Source organism: Corynebacterium sp. LaCa117 (assembly GCF_046717765.1).
Lineage (GTDB): Bacteria > Actinomycetota > Actinomycetes > Mycobacteriales > Mycobacteriaceae > Corynebacterium > Corynebacterium kefirresidentii.
The window spans coordinates 1-15690 of record NZ_CP177102.1; the positions used below are offsets into that span (position 1 = coordinate 1).

Here is a 15690-nt window from a genome sequence, read left to right on the forward strand (position 1 = left end):
GTGACTGACCCACAAGCGAACCTGCATGCCATTTGGCGCGCGGTCGTTGATGACCTGCTCGCACAATCCGAGCAACCCAATTCCGAGGTCCCTAGTTTTTCCCATTCACAGCGCCTTTACCTGCAACTGGTCCGCCCCATCATGATGGTCGAGGGCTACACCCTCGTTGCCGCCGAGAACCTCGACGCCAAAAATGTGGTCGAAAATGAACTGGGCGAGTACATCGCCAAGGCCTTAACCCGGCATCTCGGGCGCCCCTGCTCCTTCACGGTTACCTTGGCTACTCCGCAAGAACCACAACCACCGGCCACAGAGCCTTCTCCACAGACAGCTCCCCCGCAACAGCAGCAGGCTCCGCAAGCGCAACAACCCCAGCACACGGAGCCTCCCCAGAACTACATTCCGCGCCCGCAACACTCTGATACCGGTACACAACCAGCGCCCGCACAAAACAACTGGCAATCCAGCCATGCCCCAGCCAGCTTGGATGAACTTGCCCAGCACTATAACCAGCAGCAGGCGCAGTCCGCGGGAAATTTCACCGACGCTAGCTCTAATTCCGCTCGCATCCCGCGCGAGGCTCCGGCACATGATCCCAACCGTGAAACTTCACTGAATCCGAAGCACACCTTCGATAGCTTCGTTATCGGGTCTTCGAATCGTTTTGCCAATGGTGCAGCCGTTGCCGTGGCCGAAAATCCCGCCCGTGCATACAACCCACTATTCATTTGGGGTGGCTCTGGTCTAGGAAAAACGCACCTTTTGCACGCCGCTGGTAACTACGCCCAGGTGCTGCACCCGGGTCTGCGCGTGAAATATGTGTCTTCGGAAGAATTTACGAATGACTATATTAATTCGCTACGTGATGACCGCCAGGAATCCTTCAAACGGCGCTACCGCAACCTCGACATCTTGATGGTCGATGATATCCAGTTCTTGGAGGGTAAAGAATCCACCCAGGAAGAGTTCTTCCATACTTTCAATGCGCTGCACCAAGCCAATAAGCAGATCATTTTGTCTTCGGACCGCCCGCCGAAGCAGCTGACAACGCTGGAGGATCGCCTCCGCACGCGCTTTGAAGGCGGACTTATTACCGATATTCAGCCGCCAGATCTGGAAACGCGTATCGCGATTTTGATGAAGAAGGCGGCAAATGACGGCACCGAGGTGGATCGCTCCGTGCTCGAGCTCATTGCCTCGCGCTTTGAATCTTCCATCCGCGAGCTCGAAGGCGCACTTATCCGCGTTTCGGCCTATTCCTCTTTGGTAGATGAGCCAATCAACGTAGAGATGGCGGAAATCGCATTGCGCGATCTGGCCCCGGATTCCGCTGATCGGCAGATCACCGCTACCTCAATCATGGAGGTCACGGCAGACTTCTTCGATATTGATGTAGAAACTCTGCGCGGCGCCGGCAAGAAGCGCGCGGTAGCGCATGCTCGCCAGCTGGCGATGTATTTGTGCCGCGAGCTTACCGAGCTGTCCCTGCCCAAGATCGGTGAACAGTTCGGCGGTAAGGACCACACCACCGTCATTTATGCGGATCGCAAGATCCGCAAAGAGATGACTGAAAAGCGCAATACATACGACGAGATCCAGGCGCTTACCCAGCGCATCAAGAATCGCGGTCGCGCCTAGATCTCGCCACCTTTTCTACAGCTCGTTCCTTAAGCGCCTTCCTTATATAAAGGAGGGCGCTTTTGTCTGTCCCTTTGTCACTTCGCGGATTCTGCTCGTACTACTTAAAGGTGAGACCAGAACTATAAGATCAGAGATTCTTGACTGAGACGCCGAAACTTGGTTCAAACCGTCCACACAGCCGCCTACACCTTCGTGTAATTCCACAAAGAACCCAGAAGATCCGCGAAAAGTACTCTCTTAACTGCGAAAAGAGTTATCCACAGCGTTATTCACACTTGTGTAATTCCACCTTTGTAATTCATAGATCTTACTCACAGTTTTAAATTCCACAGGCTCTATGCTGGGAGAACCACCCTGTGATCAGCGCTGTGTGTAGATCGGTGATCAAATGACAAAACCTGTGGATAAAACGGCGATCCCGTTAGTTGTCCACATTTTCCCCCGATTGATCACAGCAAGATCACAAGAATTGGCACACCCCGGATCTGTGTCCTGAACTTGTTGTTTAACTAGTTACCCACAGATCCCACAGCGCTTATTACTACTACTAAATTATTTCTCTGATCTGTATAGAAGAAAGAGGGTGTGTGGAATTCGGCCCGGCCTGCCTTTGGCCAGGCGCGGATCGAGCAGGCAAAGATGGAATTACACGTTGTGGCGCACCGCGCCCGATGCGGTAAGTTGGAAGCCAGTCTTTTGTAAGTAACAAATTTCCTACTTGCCTCAGAGGAGCTCTTCGCACCATGGATGAAGCCGTGTCATTTCGCGTGGCCAAAGATGACCTTGCCAACGCCGTAGCGTGGGTTGCTCGTAGCCTGCCGTCCAAGGTCACCCAGCCTGTGCTCCGCGCGATGCTAATCACCGCGGATGACAACGGTCTTGAGTTCACTGGCTTCGATTACGAGGTGTCCACCCGCGTCCGAATCGCCGGAATGGTGGATGAGCCCGGACAGATCGCGGTAGCCGGCAAGCTCCTCTCTGACATCGTCGCTTCCCTGCCCAACAAGGAAGTGGAGATTTCCCAGGTAGATTCCAAGGCCCTGGTTACTTGTGGTTCTTCCCGCTTTGAGCTGCCACTGATTCCTCTGGATGATTACCCGCAGCTCCCGGTTCTGCCGGAGGTTACCGGCACCATCCAGCCACAGCTATTCGTCGAGGCCATCCATCAGGTCGCCGCTGCGGCCGGCAAGGATGACACCTTGCCCATGCTCACCGGTGTGCACATGGATATCCGTGGCAAGGACATTGAGATGACGGCAACGGACCGCTTCCGCCTGGCCATGCGCACCTTGGAATGGGAGCCGAAGTCGCCGGATGTCGAAGCCAAGCTGCTAGTACCTGCTAAGACCCTGCAGGAAACCGGTCGTTCTTTGGATCCACATCTCAACATTCCAGTGGAGATCGCCGTGGGCACCGATGACAATATTGGTGCCGATGGCCTCTTTGGCCTGCACGCGGATAATCGCGAGACCACCACTCGCATGCTGGATGCGGATTTCCCTAATGTGCAGCCCCTGCTGCCGAAGAATCACACCAATATTGCCTCCATTGAGGTCGCCCCGCTGCAGGAAGCAATTCGCCGCGTGTCGTTGCTGACGGATCGCAACGCGCAGATTCGGATGGAGTTCGCCGATGGCCAGGTGACCCTTTCGGCCGGTGCGGATGCTGGTAATGCGACCGAGACCCTGCCGTGTGCATTCCATGGCCGCGATGAATTCCTCATCGCCTTCAATCCGGGCTACCTCAAGGATGGCTTGGCCGTCATTAATACCGACCGCGTGGTCTTCGGCTTTACCGAGCCTTCGCGCCCAGCCATCATGATCCCAGAACCGGAAGAGCTGCCTGAGGCCGATAAAGATGGCAACTTCCCCACGCCGGAGACCAACTTCACCTACCTGCTCATGCCGGTTCGCCTGCCGGGCTAATGTACGTCAGGGATCTCGATGTTCGGGATTTTCGCTCGTGGCCCGAACTTAATGTGCAGCTAGGGCCAGGGATCACCCTTTTTGTCGGGCGCAATGGCTTTGGCAAGACCAATATCGTTGAGGCCATTGGCTATACCGCTCACCTTTCCTCCCACCGCGTTTCCCACGATGCACCGTTGGTGCGTCAGGGCGCGGATAGTGCGCGGGTGTCTATTACCGCGGTGAACCAGGGCCGCGAGCTTACTACCCATTTGCTGATTAAGCCCCATGCGGCCAACCAGGCGCAGATTAATCGCACCCGCCTGCGCAGCCCCCGTGAGCTGCTGGGCGTGGTAAAAACTGTGCTCTTCTCCCCGGAGGACTTGGCCCTGGTGCGCGGGGAGCCGGCTGGGCGCCGCGCCTACCTCGATAGCATCATTGCCTCGCGGACTCCGCGGCTAGCGGGTGTGAAGGCTGACTACGATAAGGTGCTCAAGCAGCGCAATGCCCTGCTGAAATCGGCCTCCGCCAGCCTGCGCCGCGGCTATTCCGATAGCGATGGCGCCGCGGCACTGGCTACCTTGGATACCTGGGATGCGCAGTTAGCCCGCCTCGGAGCCCAGGTTATTGCCGCGCGCCTTGCGCTTGTCGACGCCCTCTTGGACCACATCCCCGCCGCCTATTCCGGCCTAGCGCCAGAATCACGGCCGGCACATGTGGAGTATAAGTCCACTATCGATACCTCTGACCGCGAGGTATTAGAGGCCGTCTTGCTTACCGAGCTGGCGAACGCTCGGCAGCGCGAAATCGAACGCGGCATTTCCCTCGTGGGCCCACACCGCGACGATCTGGTGCTTAATCTGGGTGATCAGCCGGCCAAGGGCTTTGCTAGCCACGGCGAGACATGGTCCTACGCCATCGCGCTGCGCCTGGCGGAATTCAACGTCCTGCGCCAGGAGGGAGGATCCGATCCGGTGCTCATCTTGGATGATGTCTTTGCTGAGCTCGATGCCAAGCGCCGCAAGCAGCTGGTCCACTTGGCCGCCGAGGCCGAACAGGTGCTCATCACCGCGGCCGTGGATGAGGATCTTCCCGGAAACTTGGAACCCATCGTGCGCTACCGCGTGAGTGTAGAAGATACCGAGACCGGCCGCATTTCCAAGCTCAGCGCCGAAGATTCTGCCGAAGATCTTGCTCAAAATGCCGCTGAGGAAGGTGAGGGGAATGAGTGAGGATCAAGGGGGCGTCGGCAAGCAGCGCATCGATCCCATCACCCAGTACTTCAAGCTGGTTCGGTCCACCTCCAAGAACCCGCCGAAGCTGACCCGCCCGGTGCCGAAGATGCCGGTGCCTTCGCTGGAGAAGGCGCAAAAGCAGGGGTATATGGGCTATCAACGGGGCATTCCCACAGGACCAGATGGCAGGAAGAAACGGCGCACGCTGGCCGTGCCGAGCCTGGGGTCCCAAATTAACCGCGAGGTGGTCAATCGTGGGTGGGAGCATGATCTGGCTAATGGCTGGGTGATGGGCAATTGGGAGCATCTGGTGGGCGAGCGCATTGCCGCGCATACGCAGCCGCAGCGGATTAAGGACAAGATTGTCTATGTATCCTGCGATAACTCCACGTGGGCAACGGAGCTGCGCTACCTGCAGCGGCAAATCCTGCGCAAAATCTCTGACCGCCTAGGCCCCGATGTCATTGTGGAACTGCGGATTCACGGACCGAAGCAAAGGCGCAATTATGAGGGGCGGCAGTGGGTCAAACCGCAAGGATCACAAGATACCTACGGCTAATAGGCTGAGGTTTACTCAGACCTGCACAATGTGAATAACCTCAGAGCGCGCCAGATTCCTATCTCTCACGGGTGTGGGGTGTCTTTCAGTAGGGGGTATCCGTGTAGAATAGTCAAGGTCTTAGAATTAGCTATAGCCAAAAGGAGAGCACGAATCCGTGGCTGAAGAACACGCATATGATGCCGGGTCAATTACGATCCTGGAGGGCCTCGAGGCCGTTCGTAAGCGCCCCGGCATGTACATTGGTTCGACCGGTTCGCGCGGCCTGCACCACCTCATTTGGGAGATCGTTGATAACTCCGTCGATGAGGCCATGGCCGGCTACGCCGACAAGGTTACCGTCAAGCTGCTGGAAGATGGCGGCGTAGAGGTCATCGATAATGGCCGTGGCATCCCGGTAGAAATGCACGCTTCTGGCGCACCTACCGTCCAGGTGGTCATGACCCAGCTGCACGCCGGCGGTAAGTTCGACTCCGATTCCTATGCCGTTTCCGGCGGCCTGCACGGTGTCGGTATTTCCGTGGTGAACGCGCTTTCTACCCGCGTGGAGGCGGAGATTAAGCGCGACGGTAAGCACTGGTACCAAAACTTCCAGAATGCCATCCCGGACGAGCTCGTTGAGGGCGGCAACGCCCGCGGCACGGGCACCAAGATCCGCTTCTGGGCGGACCCGGAAGTTTTTGAAACTACCGAGTACGATTACGACACCATTGCCCGTCGCCTGCAGGAAATGGCCTTCCTGAACAAGGGCTTGAGCATTGAGCTCATTGACGAGCGCGTCACCGAAGAGCAGATCGAGCTGGAAGAGATCGCCGATGCAGAATCTGGCGAGACCAGCGCGGATGAGACGTCCTTCGATGATGCCCCGGACGCCGGCGATACCTTCAACGAAGAATCCGGCGAGGCGAAGGACGCTGCGGCAGATAAGAAGCGCCGCAAGAAGGTCACCTTCCACTACCCGGATGGCTTGACCGACTACGTCAAGTACCTCAATAAGTCCAAGACCGCGATCCACCCGACCATCGTTTCCTTCGATGCGAAGGGCGAGGATCACGAGGTCGAGGTAGCGCTGCAGTGGAACCAGGGCTATAAGCAGTCCGTTCACACCTTTGCCAATACCATCAACACCCACGAGGGCGGCACGCACGAAGAGGGTTTCCGTGCGGCCCTAACCTCCCTGATGAACCGCTACGCCAAGGAGCATAAGCTCCTCAAGGAAAAGGACGGTAACCTCTCCGGCGATGACTGCCGCGAGGGCTTGGCGGCCGTCATTTCCGTCAAGGTGGGCGATCCGCAGTTCGAGGGTCAAACCAAGACCAAGCTGGGCAATTCCGAGATCAAGGGCTTTGTCCAGCGCGCGGTCAACGAGCACGTCAATGACTGGTTCGATGCCAACCCGGCAGAGGCCAAGGCCATTATCAATAAGGCTGTGTCCTCCGCGCATGCCCGCATGGCTGCCCGCAAGGCTCGCGAGATGGTGCGCCGCAAGTCCGCCACCGACCTCGGTGGCCTGCCGGGCAAGCTCGCGGATTGCCGTTCGAAGGATCCGAAGATTTCCGAGCTCTACATCGTGGAGGGTGACTCTGCAGGTGGCTCCGCTAAGGGCGGCCGCGATTCCATGTTCCAGGCCATCCTGCCGCTGCGCGGCAAGATCCTGAACGTGGAGAAGGCCCGTATGGATAAGGTCCTCAAGAATGCCGAGGTTCAGGCGATTATTACCGCGCTGGGTACCGGCATCCACGAGGAATTCGATATCAAGAAGCTGCGCTACGACAAGATCGTGCTCATGGCCGATGCCGACGTTGACGGCCAGCACATTGCCACGCTGCTTCTGACCCTGCTCTTCCGCTTTATGCCGCAGCTGGTTGAGGACGGCCACGTGTTCCTGGCTAACCCGCCGCTGTACAAGCTCAAGTGGTCTAAGGGTACTCCGGGCTATGCTTTTTCCGACGCCGAGCGCGATAAGCTGCTGGCCGAGGGCTTGGAGCAAAACCGTAAGATCAACAAAGATGACGGCATCCAGCGCTACAAGGGCTTGGGCGAGATGAACGCCTCCGAGCTGTGGGAGACCACGCTCGACCCGAGCACCCGCATCCTGCGCCGCGTGGATCTGGAAGACGCGCAGCGCGCCGATGAGCTCTTCTCCATCCTCATGGGTGACGATGTCTCGGCCCGCCGCTCTTTCATTACCCGCCGCGCAAAGGACGTCCGCTTCCTGGATATCTAGAGCGCAGTATGAAGCCCACCGTGGAATTTACCGCGGTGGGCTTTAATTGTGGCGTCGGAAAGCGCTGGGCCTAGGCCTGGGATCTGTGCTGATCCGCTACGGCGAATCCTAGGGAAGCGAGGCACATGGCGAGGATGACGCCGAAGCCGGCAATGATGGACAGCGGCCAGTCCGCGCTTGTGCCGTGCAAGGTGGCAAAAACGATGGCGGTAATAACGGCAAGCCCAATGGCCGTACCGATGCGCTGGCCGGTTTGGAGGACGGCGCCGGACGATCCGGCGTAGGCCTGTGGCACATGCGCCAAGGTGAGCGTTTGGTTGGGGGAGATGACCGAGCCTTGCCCGCCGCCAACAAAGGCCAGTGAAAGGACCATCCACCATTCGCTAGCGCCCCATTGCTCAGTGGCCCAGATAAGCGCAATGGTGGCAATGAGGCCGGAGATGGTCACGAGCATGCCCAGCACCACGACTTTGCGGCCGTGGACGGATACGGATCGGCCGGCCAGTGTGGCAGATATGGAGCTCAACAAGGCAGCCGGAATGCCTACGGAGCCGGCAGCCAGGGCGGAGTGTCCGAGTCCACTTTGGAAGTAGAGTGCCACGAGCACCCAAATGCTGGTAATACCCATAAACCACAAGGTGGCGATGATGGTGCCATTGCGAAAACTCGGGGTGGCGAAGATAGTGAGATCCACCATCGGCGGATGGCCGGTGGCCTTGTGGTGTCGCTCCCATAGCACCCATCCCACAAGGAGGACGGCGCCCAACAATAGGAGCCACCACACCGCCGGGGAAGCGGACGATTCCATGAAGGGGAAGAGGATGGCCCATACGGCAGCGCCGAGGATCAGCGCGCCGATGGGATCCAGGGTGGCTAGGGCCTTGAAGATGCCCAATTTATTGCCGGCGTCATCGCGTACGCGAGAGAACAGCGGCCGCGGAAACCACAGCAATCCTAAGATGATGGCAATAAGGCCGACGGGGAAATTGACCAGCATGGTCAGTCGCCAACCTAGGTCCGCGCCGCCGAGGCGAATGAGCAGGCCGCCCAGTACCGGTCCGATAGCCACGGCGATGCCCACCGTGGAGCCAAAGTAGCCGAAGGCGCGGGCGCGTTCCGGACCGCGGAAGTACTGCTGGATCATTCCCACGCCCTGCGGATTGAGCAGACCAGCGCCTATGCCTTGGATAAAGCGGGCGGCGTTGAGTGCCTCCGCGTTGGGGGCAAAGCCGGCGACGGCGGCGCTGAGGGAATAGATGGCAATGCCTGCTAGAAAGATGCCGCCGCGGCCGACGAGATCTCCGGCACGGCCGGCGGCAACAAGGATGACACCAAAGGTGAGCGCATAGCCGGAGAGCACCCATTGCACATCGGATTCAGAGGCTCCCAGGCCCGATTGAATCGAGGGCAGGGCTACGTTCACGATCGACACGCTCAGCAGGGACATGAAGAGTGCCGTGAGCAAAACGATAAGTACCCGCCAGCGGGCGGGATCCTGGCCGGCGGGGTACTCGGTTTGGTTAGCTGCGGAAGTAGTCACTTCCACACTTATACTCTGCGGTTTGTTCTAGGTTCAACCGTGCGGAAACTACATGTGTTTTTGCAGCACGCGGCCGAAATCCGGTACCGCAGGGGTGAGGAATTTCGAGGCCTTACCGCGCAAGGAGTTATAAGGCTTAGACAGCGCGGGGGAGTTAATCTGCTCGGCGTGCTTATCGGCCACCGACATGATGGAATCGCTCACCTGGGTGCTGCGGGGCTCGAGGAAGGAACCGAAATCCTGCTCGGAGGTTTCCGAAAATTCCTGCCAGTGCGGATCCAGGGTATTAAGGACATCCGGCAGCACGCGGCCCAGGGCCTTGGTGATGATGGCGGGGTCGACCTTCTTCGCGGCGGCGACGGCGCCCTTGAGCGCCATGCCGGTAATGCCCGATTGCTTGGCGACGACCCCCTCAACCAGCTCGCCGCAATCGTTAATCACCGCAGTGCGCTGCGGACCTGACATAAGTTCAGAAAGATGTGCCATGCTGCACCACCTTACGCGAGTTAGGCGGGCTGGCCCGGTAGGCCAGGGAGGTTGGCCTGAATGGCAGCAATCTGATCGGCGATCTGGCCCAAGCCGGCATCGCGGGCAGCTTTCTCCAGATCCACGTTAGGGGAGTACAGGGCCACGGCGCTGGCCAGCGCGGTGACACCGGCGGCCGCTGCGGTGATGATCAGGGTGAGGTCCAGCTGGGAAGAACCGGTAGAGGAACCACCGGCCTCTCCCGGCTTAAAGTCCGGATTTACCGTTTCTTTCCAGGAATCGGCATCAGCGGCGGTGGCGGTAGGAGCAGTCACGGCGGTGATAGCTAGCGCTACGGCGGTCAGGCTCGAGGCGGCAATCTTCTTGCAGCGGGACATGGTGGTAGTTCCTTTCTTGGGTCACTATCCCCAGTAACTTAGGTAACTTCTTTAACACTAAGGTAGACGCGCGCGCTGAACTTTGCGAACTCTGCGTTATACCCGCTCAGCACCGGCACGCGGGCTAATACCTCTGCCATTGCGCGGGCGGCATCGCGGTGGTTGTCGTGAATGGCAATTCCTTCCACCTTGGCGGTGCTGGCTGCCGCCGCGGCCGCTAGGGCGGCGAAGTTGGTAATGCGGACGTTAAAGCGAGCGCAAAACTCGCGCGCCAAGAGGTAGAGCTGTTCAGTAGTCATGCTTGCCTAAGACTGTGCGGGCCGGGCACGGCGGATTTCCGCCTCCAGCTCAGCGCGGCCGGGGAGGAGGGTGCGGGCGGTGGATTGCACGTGGGCGTCGGCAAGCGTGCGGGCTGCCGCCGCAACGATGGCGCGTACCACCGCCTCGTGCTTGGAGGTGCCCTGCGCGGAGGCCAGTAGCGTCAGCGCGTGATCCTGTTCGTCCGTAAGTCGCAATGTCATCGCCATGCCCCAAGTGATACCATGGTGATACCACCCGTGCGGCAATTCGAGTCCTGAAAAGCGCTAGAGGGTAGAATTTGGGGCTATGAGTGACAATAACGACGATCTTTTTGATCGCATATTTCCCATTGACATTAATGAGGAGATGGAGTCGAGCTACATCGACTACGCCATGTCCGTCATCGTCGGCCGCGCCCTGCCGGAGGTGCGCGATGGCCTGAAGCCGGTGCACCGCCGCATCCTCTACGCGATGTTCGATTCCGGTTACCGCCCGGAGCGCGGCTACGTGAAGTCCGCCCGCCCGGTCTCGGACACCATGGGTCAGTTCCACCCGCACGGTGACTCCGCCATCTATGACACCTTGGTGCGTCTGGCCCAGTCCTGGAACATGCGCTATCCGCTGGTGGATGGCCAGGGTAACTTCGGTTCCCGCGGCAACGACGGCCCGGCAGCAATGCGTTATACGGAGTGTAAGCTCACCCCGTTGGCCATGGAGATGGTGCGCGATATCCGCGAGAACACCGTGGACTTCTCGCCCAACTATGATGGCAAGACCAGCGAGCCAGACGTCCTGCCGTCCCGCGTTCCGAACCTGCTCATAAACGGCTCTGGCGGCATTGCCGTGGGTATGGCCACCAATATTCCGCCGCATAACCTCAACGAGCTGGCCGAGGCCATCTACTGGATGCTGGATAACCCAGACGCCGATGAAGAGGCTGCGCTGGAAGCCTGCATGGAACGCGTCAAGGGCCCGGATTTCCCCACCGCCGGCCTCATTGTGGGCGATCAGGGCATCAAGGATGCCTACACCACCGGCCGCGGCTCCATCCGCATGCGCGGTGTGACCTCCATCGAGGAGTCTGGCTCCCGTCAGACCATCGTCATTACCGAGCTGCCGTTCCAGGTCAACCCGGATAACCTCATCTCCAATATCGCGGAGTCCGTGGCCAGCGGCAAGATTGCGGGCATTTCCAAGATCGAGGATGAGTCCTCCGACCGCGTGGGCATGCGCATCGTGGTCACCCTGAAGCGCGACGCCGTGGCTCGCGTGGTGCTCAATAACCTCTACAAGCACTCCCAGCTGCAGACCTCCTTCGGCGCCAACATGCTCTCCATTGTTGACGGCGTGCCGCGCACCCTCCGCCTGGATCAAATGCTGCGCTACTACGTGGAGCACCAGATCGAGGTCATCGTTCGCCGTACCCAGTACCGCTTGAACGAGGCCGAGAAGCGCGCCCACATCTTGCGCGGCTTGGTCAAGGCCCTGGACATGCTCGATGAGGTCATCGCCCTTATCCGCCGTTCTCCCACCGTGGACGAGGCGCGCGAAGGCTTGAAGGAGCTTCTCGACGTCGACGATATCCAGGCCGATGCCATCCTGGCCATGCAGCTGCGCAAGCTGGCTGCTCTGGAGCGCCAGAAGATTATCGACGAGTTGGCCGAGATCGAGCGCGAGATCGCTGATCTGAAGGACATCCTCGCCCGCGAGGAGCGTCAGCGCCAGATTGTCCACGATGAGCTGGCAGAGATCGTCGATAAGTATGGCGATGAACGCCGCACCGAAATCATCCCGGCAACCGGCGATGTCACCGATGAGGATCTCATTGCCCGCGAGAACGTCGTGGTCACCATTACCTCTACTGGCTACGCTAAGCGCACCAAGGTGGATTCCTATAAGGCACAGAAGCGTGGCGGCAAGGGCGTGCGCGGCGCTGAGCTCAAGCAGGACGATATTGTGAAGAACTTCTTCGTCTGCTCCACGCACGACTGGATCTTGTTCTTTACCAACTTCGGCCGCGTCTACCGTCTTAAGGCCTATGAGCTGCCCGAGGGTGGTCGCGCCGCACGCGGCCAGCACGTGGCTAACCTGTTGGAATTCCAGCCGGAAGAAAAGATCGCACAGGTCATCCAGATTCAGTCCTACGAGGACGCTCCTTACTTGGTCCTCGCCACCCAGCAGGGCCGCGTGAAGAAGTCCCGCCTGACCGATTACGAGTCCGCGCGTTCCGCTGGCCTTATCGCCATCAACCTCAACGAGGGCGATGCGCTCATCGGCGCACAGCTCGTCTCCGAGGGCGATGACATCCTGCTTACCTCCGAGCAGGGCCAAGCTATCCGCTTTACTGCCGACGACGACCAGCTGCGCCCCATGGGCCGCGCTACCGCCGGTGTGAAGGGCATGCGCTTCCGCGGCGATGATCAGCTGCTATCCATGTCCGTGGTCCACGATGGCGAGTTCCTTTTGGTCGCCACCTCTGGCGGCTATGGCAAGCGCACCGCCATCGAGGAATACACCCCGCAGGGCCGCGGTGGCTTGGGCGTTATGACCTTCAAGTACACCCCGAAGCGCGGCAAGCTCATCGGTGCCATCTCCGTCGATGAGGATGACGAGATCTTCGCCATCACCTCCGCCGGCGGCGTCATCCGCACCGAGGTGGACCAGATTCGTCCGTCCTCCCGTGCGACCATGGGCGTGCGCTTGGTGAACTTGGCTGACGATGTCGAACTGCTTGCCATCGACCGCAACGTCGAAGAAGATGGTGAGGAAGACGCTCAGGCTGTAGCCAAGGGCGAAAAGACCGTGGATGAGGTCCAGCAGGAGCACAAGGCTGGCGATGCTTCCAAGGATGAGGAGTAATTAATGGCACGACGAGACGTAACGATTACGCGAATCTCGCCTATCTCGGCGTTCCGTGTCGGTCTGGCCCTGTCACTCGTCGGACTGATCGCCTGGATGCTGGCCGTATGCCTGCTCTACATCGGCCTGAACCAGGTGGGCATTTGGGAATCGCTCAATAGCCTCGTCGGCGGCGTCGGCGGCGGATTCGAGGTCACCTTCGGTGTCGTCATCTCCGCCTCCGCGCTCATCGGCGTTATTTTCGCCGTTCTCCTTACATTGCTGGCGCCTCTGATGGCGGTTATTTATAACGCCATCGTGGACGTCTTTGGCGGCCTGCGAGTCGACCTAGACAACCGCTAGCGCCTCTCTCGCCATAGCGGATGCCGGCACCTTCGGGTGCCGGCATTTTCCTTTCTTCAGCAGGAATCTTTCTCCTTTGTTTGATGGCGTAAAATGCTCATTGAGCAGGCGATTTGTATAAATCCGGGGATAGTATGTAGAGTTAATTCTCGTTCCGCACAAGGGCCTATAGCTCAGTCGGTTAGAGCGCATCGCTGATAACGATGAGGTCGCTGGTTCGATTCCAGCTAGGCCCACCACGGAACAATGGGGCATTAGCTCAATTGGTAGAGCATCTGCTTTGCAAGCAGAAGGTCAGGAGTTCGATTCTCCTATGCTCCACAGCATGAAGTCCGGCTTCCTCTTCGGAGGGGCCGGACATTTTTTATTTCCGCGGTCGTTCCCAAGCGCTCTGAGAAGTGACACAATGACGAGCACTCTACTCGGATCACCATTTTCGTCCATATAGACCAGCAAAACCGTCGACGAAAACCGAGTTTTGGATGGACGATATCGTTGAAGACAACGCTAAGCCAGTCTCGAAAAGGGGGGTGTTCCTATATAGGTTGTCAACTCCGTGGGTGGGCTTGTTGGGGGTGTGAAGGGTTTCTGCTTCGTCTCGTAGATGTTGTTTTGGGTACCTTGAGGAGCCGGTTGGGCTTGCTGTGCAATCGGCTTGGATGGGGGTCTGTTGGCTTTAGGCTGCTGCAGCCTCCTGAGCTGTAGAGATGTCTCGGTAGTGCTCGCCGTTTCGCATCATGGAGAAGAGAGCGTTGAGGCGTCGGCGTGCGAGTGCGACGACTGCGGCGTTGTGTCTTTTGCCTTCTTTGCGTTTTCGTTCATAGAATTGCCGGGAACGCTCGTGGAATCTGATCGATGCAAAAGACGATTGCCATAGGGCGTTCTTTAATTTTTGTTGCCAGCGCGGTTGGGCGAATTCGACATAATGGACGTTCCTGATTGATTTGTCCGTGGTGATAGGCCTGCATAGGACGCTAGGTGCGCTGCATCGGGGAGGTCGGACATATCGCCAACAGTCATGAGGATCTGTGCTGCGCTACGTGGGCCGATGCCGGGCATGGATAAAAGAATCTCGGTTTGAGGAATGTCTTGAATGAGCTTGAGTACCTGTGCTTCTATTTCCTTGCGATGCTCTAGTTTGGCCAGTGCGTCTTTGGCGGACATTGCTACGCCAAGTTCGGCGTATTCTGCGCCGGCAATGGACACGGTCTGTCCGTGGATGGCAGCAAGCATGGCATCGATGACAGGCTCGGGATTGCGCGCTTTGTGACTGCGCGCAAAGGCTGCTAGGCGTGTTTTACCGATGCGTCGAATCTTGGTGGGGCCGCCGTATTTTGCAAGTAGGTGGAGGATCCATTTTCGGTGAATCATCTGTCCGCGCAGGACATGTTCGAATGCAGGATAGGTTCCCACGAGCGCGGATCGCATCTGGTTAATTAGGCGTGTGTAGGCTCGGGCGAGGTCTTCGTCGATACCGTTGAGAACTTTCAGCTGGGTAAAGACTTCCTCAACGCGGTCGACGCTGCGCAGGGAGTCCGGAAGGTTAAGACCGGCATGGGCGATAACGTAGGCGTCGCGTACATCGGTCTTTGAGTTGCCGACGTGGATGCGAGAGAGCTGTCGCATCGCAAGCCCTGGTAGATAGCGAACATCTGCCCCCATGTGTTGGGCGACTGCGACGGTTAATCGGCCGATGTTGTTGGGCTGATCGACAATGACAAGGACCGAGGCGTTGTCGGCGAGGAATTGGCCGAAGAGCTTGCGTAGCGAGCCTTCATGCTGATTGATGCGTTTGGACAGGACTTGCCTGCCTTGGGGATCGAGGACGCAGGCGTGGTGGAAGTATTTGCCGACGTCTACGCCAATGACGAAGTCATAGGCCATGGGTGTGTTCCTCCTAGCGATGAATTAGAAGTTGGACTATTTGAGCTTCATCGCTGGGGGTGGTCGGACATACTTAGTACTGGCATCTACATTACTGTGAGACCTCATACCACCTGGGCTGGGTCAGGTTCCTATTGAGCTGTTTGAGTATGTCACTGTCTTCGGCGGCATCACCCCCGGATCATTTTCAGACAGGGGCGGGAATAAGCCATACCGAAGCCAGCGACTAGTTCTACTGTCCTTTCAGACGGAGGGAACGGAAATAAACATAACCCGCCCAATCGGGTGGACAGGCTATGAATCTTCGGTGCCCTGAGGTGGAACTGCTAACAACGA

The 15690-nt window shown here is 58.5% G+C and carries 12 protein-coding genes, 2 tRNA genes and 1 pseudogene; 9 read left to right on the forward strand and 6 right to left on the reverse strand.

The window, feature by feature from the left end:
- The 5 genes from dnaA (at position 1) to gyrB (ending at position 7566) form a co-directional block, all read left to right on the forward strand.
- A complete protein-coding gene (gene dnaA / locus ACLI1L_RS00005) occupies positions 1-1638 on the forward strand; it encodes a chromosomal replication initiator protein DnaA (RefSeq protein ID WP_411707714.1) in 1638 nt (545 codons plus the stop codon).
- Positions 1639-2384: 746 nt separating this feature from the next.
- Entirely contained in the window at positions 2385-3566 is a 1182-nt protein-coding gene (gene dnaN, locus ACLI1L_RS00010; RefSeq protein WP_411707715.1) for a DNA polymerase III subunit beta, read from the forward strand.
- Positions 3566-4777, forward strand: coding sequence for a DNA replication/repair protein RecF (recF, locus tag ACLI1L_RS00015; protein WP_411707716.1), 1212 nt, complete (start codon positions 3566-3568; stop codon positions 4775-4777). The genes dnaN and recF overlap by 1 nt, the downstream gene beginning before the upstream one ends.
- Positions 4770-5339, forward strand: coding sequence for a DciA family protein (locus tag ACLI1L_RS00020; protein WP_411707717.1), 570 nt, complete (start codon positions 4770-4772; stop codon positions 5337-5339). The genes recF and ACLI1L_RS00020 overlap by 8 nt, the downstream gene beginning before the upstream one ends.
- 157 nt (positions 5340-5496) lie before the next feature.
- On the forward strand, positions 5497-7566 hold the full coding sequence (gene gyrB, locus ACLI1L_RS00025) for a DNA topoisomerase (ATP-hydrolyzing) subunit B (RefSeq protein WP_294164487.1): 2070 nt from the start codon (positions 5497-5499) through the stop codon (positions 7564-7566).
- Positions 7567-7636: 70 nt separating this feature from the next.
- Here gyrB and ACLI1L_RS00030 read toward each other — a convergent pair whose 3' ends face one another.
- The 5 genes from ACLI1L_RS00030 to ACLI1L_RS00050 are packed head-to-tail and all read right to left on the reverse strand — an operon-like array spanning position 7637 to position 10496.
- Positions 7637-9112: an MFS transporter gene (locus tag ACLI1L_RS00030; RefSeq protein WP_411707718.1), complete on the reverse strand. Its 1476-nt coding sequence runs from the start codon at positions 9110-9112 to the stop codon at positions 7637-7639.
- Between the two features lie 42 nt (positions 9113-9154).
- The gene (locus ACLI1L_RS00035; RefSeq protein ID WP_411707719.1) at positions 9155-9592 is read right to left on the reverse strand and encodes a DUF6918 family protein; all 438 of its coding nucleotides are present in this window, start codon (positions 9590-9592) and stop codon (positions 9155-9157) included.
- Between the two features lie 20 nt (positions 9593-9612).
- Positions 9613-9969 (reverse strand): hypothetical protein, encoded by a 357-nt coding sequence (locus ACLI1L_RS00040; RefSeq protein WP_005326875.1) that lies wholly within the window; start codon positions 9967-9969, stop codon positions 9613-9615.
- Between the two features lie 38 nt (positions 9970-10007).
- Complete coding sequence (locus ACLI1L_RS00045) at positions 10008-10268, reverse strand: hypothetical protein (protein WP_005326874.1); 261 nt, start codon at positions 10266-10268, stop codon at positions 10008-10010.
- 6 nt (positions 10269-10274) lie between these two features.
- Positions 10275-10496, reverse strand: coding sequence for a CopG family transcriptional regulator (locus ACLI1L_RS00050; RefSeq protein ID WP_250409439.1), 222 nt, complete (start codon positions 10494-10496; stop codon positions 10275-10277).
- Between the two features lie 79 nt (positions 10497-10575).
- Between ACLI1L_RS00050 and gyrA the strand changes: the two genes are divergently transcribed.
- The 4 genes from gyrA (at position 10576) to ACLI1L_RS00070 (ending at position 13791) form a co-directional block, all read left to right on the forward strand.
- Complete coding sequence (gyrA, locus tag ACLI1L_RS00055; protein ID WP_411707720.1) at positions 10576-13128, forward strand: DNA gyrase subunit A; 2553 nt, start codon at positions 10576-10578, stop codon at positions 13126-13128.
- 3 nt (positions 13129-13131) lie between these two features.
- Positions 13132-13470 (forward strand): DUF3566 domain-containing protein, encoded by a 339-nt coding sequence (locus ACLI1L_RS00060; RefSeq protein WP_408921700.1) that lies wholly within the window; start codon positions 13132-13134, stop codon positions 13468-13470.
- Positions 13471-13632: 162 nt separating this feature from the next.
- Positions 13633-13709 (forward strand) — tRNA-Ile (locus tag ACLI1L_RS00065).
- A 9-nt stretch (positions 13710-13718) separates the two neighbouring features.
- A tRNA-Ala gene (locus tag ACLI1L_RS00070) sits at positions 13719-13791 on the forward strand.
- Between the two features lie 355 nt (positions 13792-14146).
- On the opposite strand, the pseudogene ACLI1L_RS00075 reads toward ACLI1L_RS00070, so the two are convergent.
- A pseudogene (locus ACLI1L_RS00075) lies at positions 14147-15354 on the reverse strand (IS110 family transposase).
- Positions 15355-15690 lie beyond the last annotated feature (336 nt).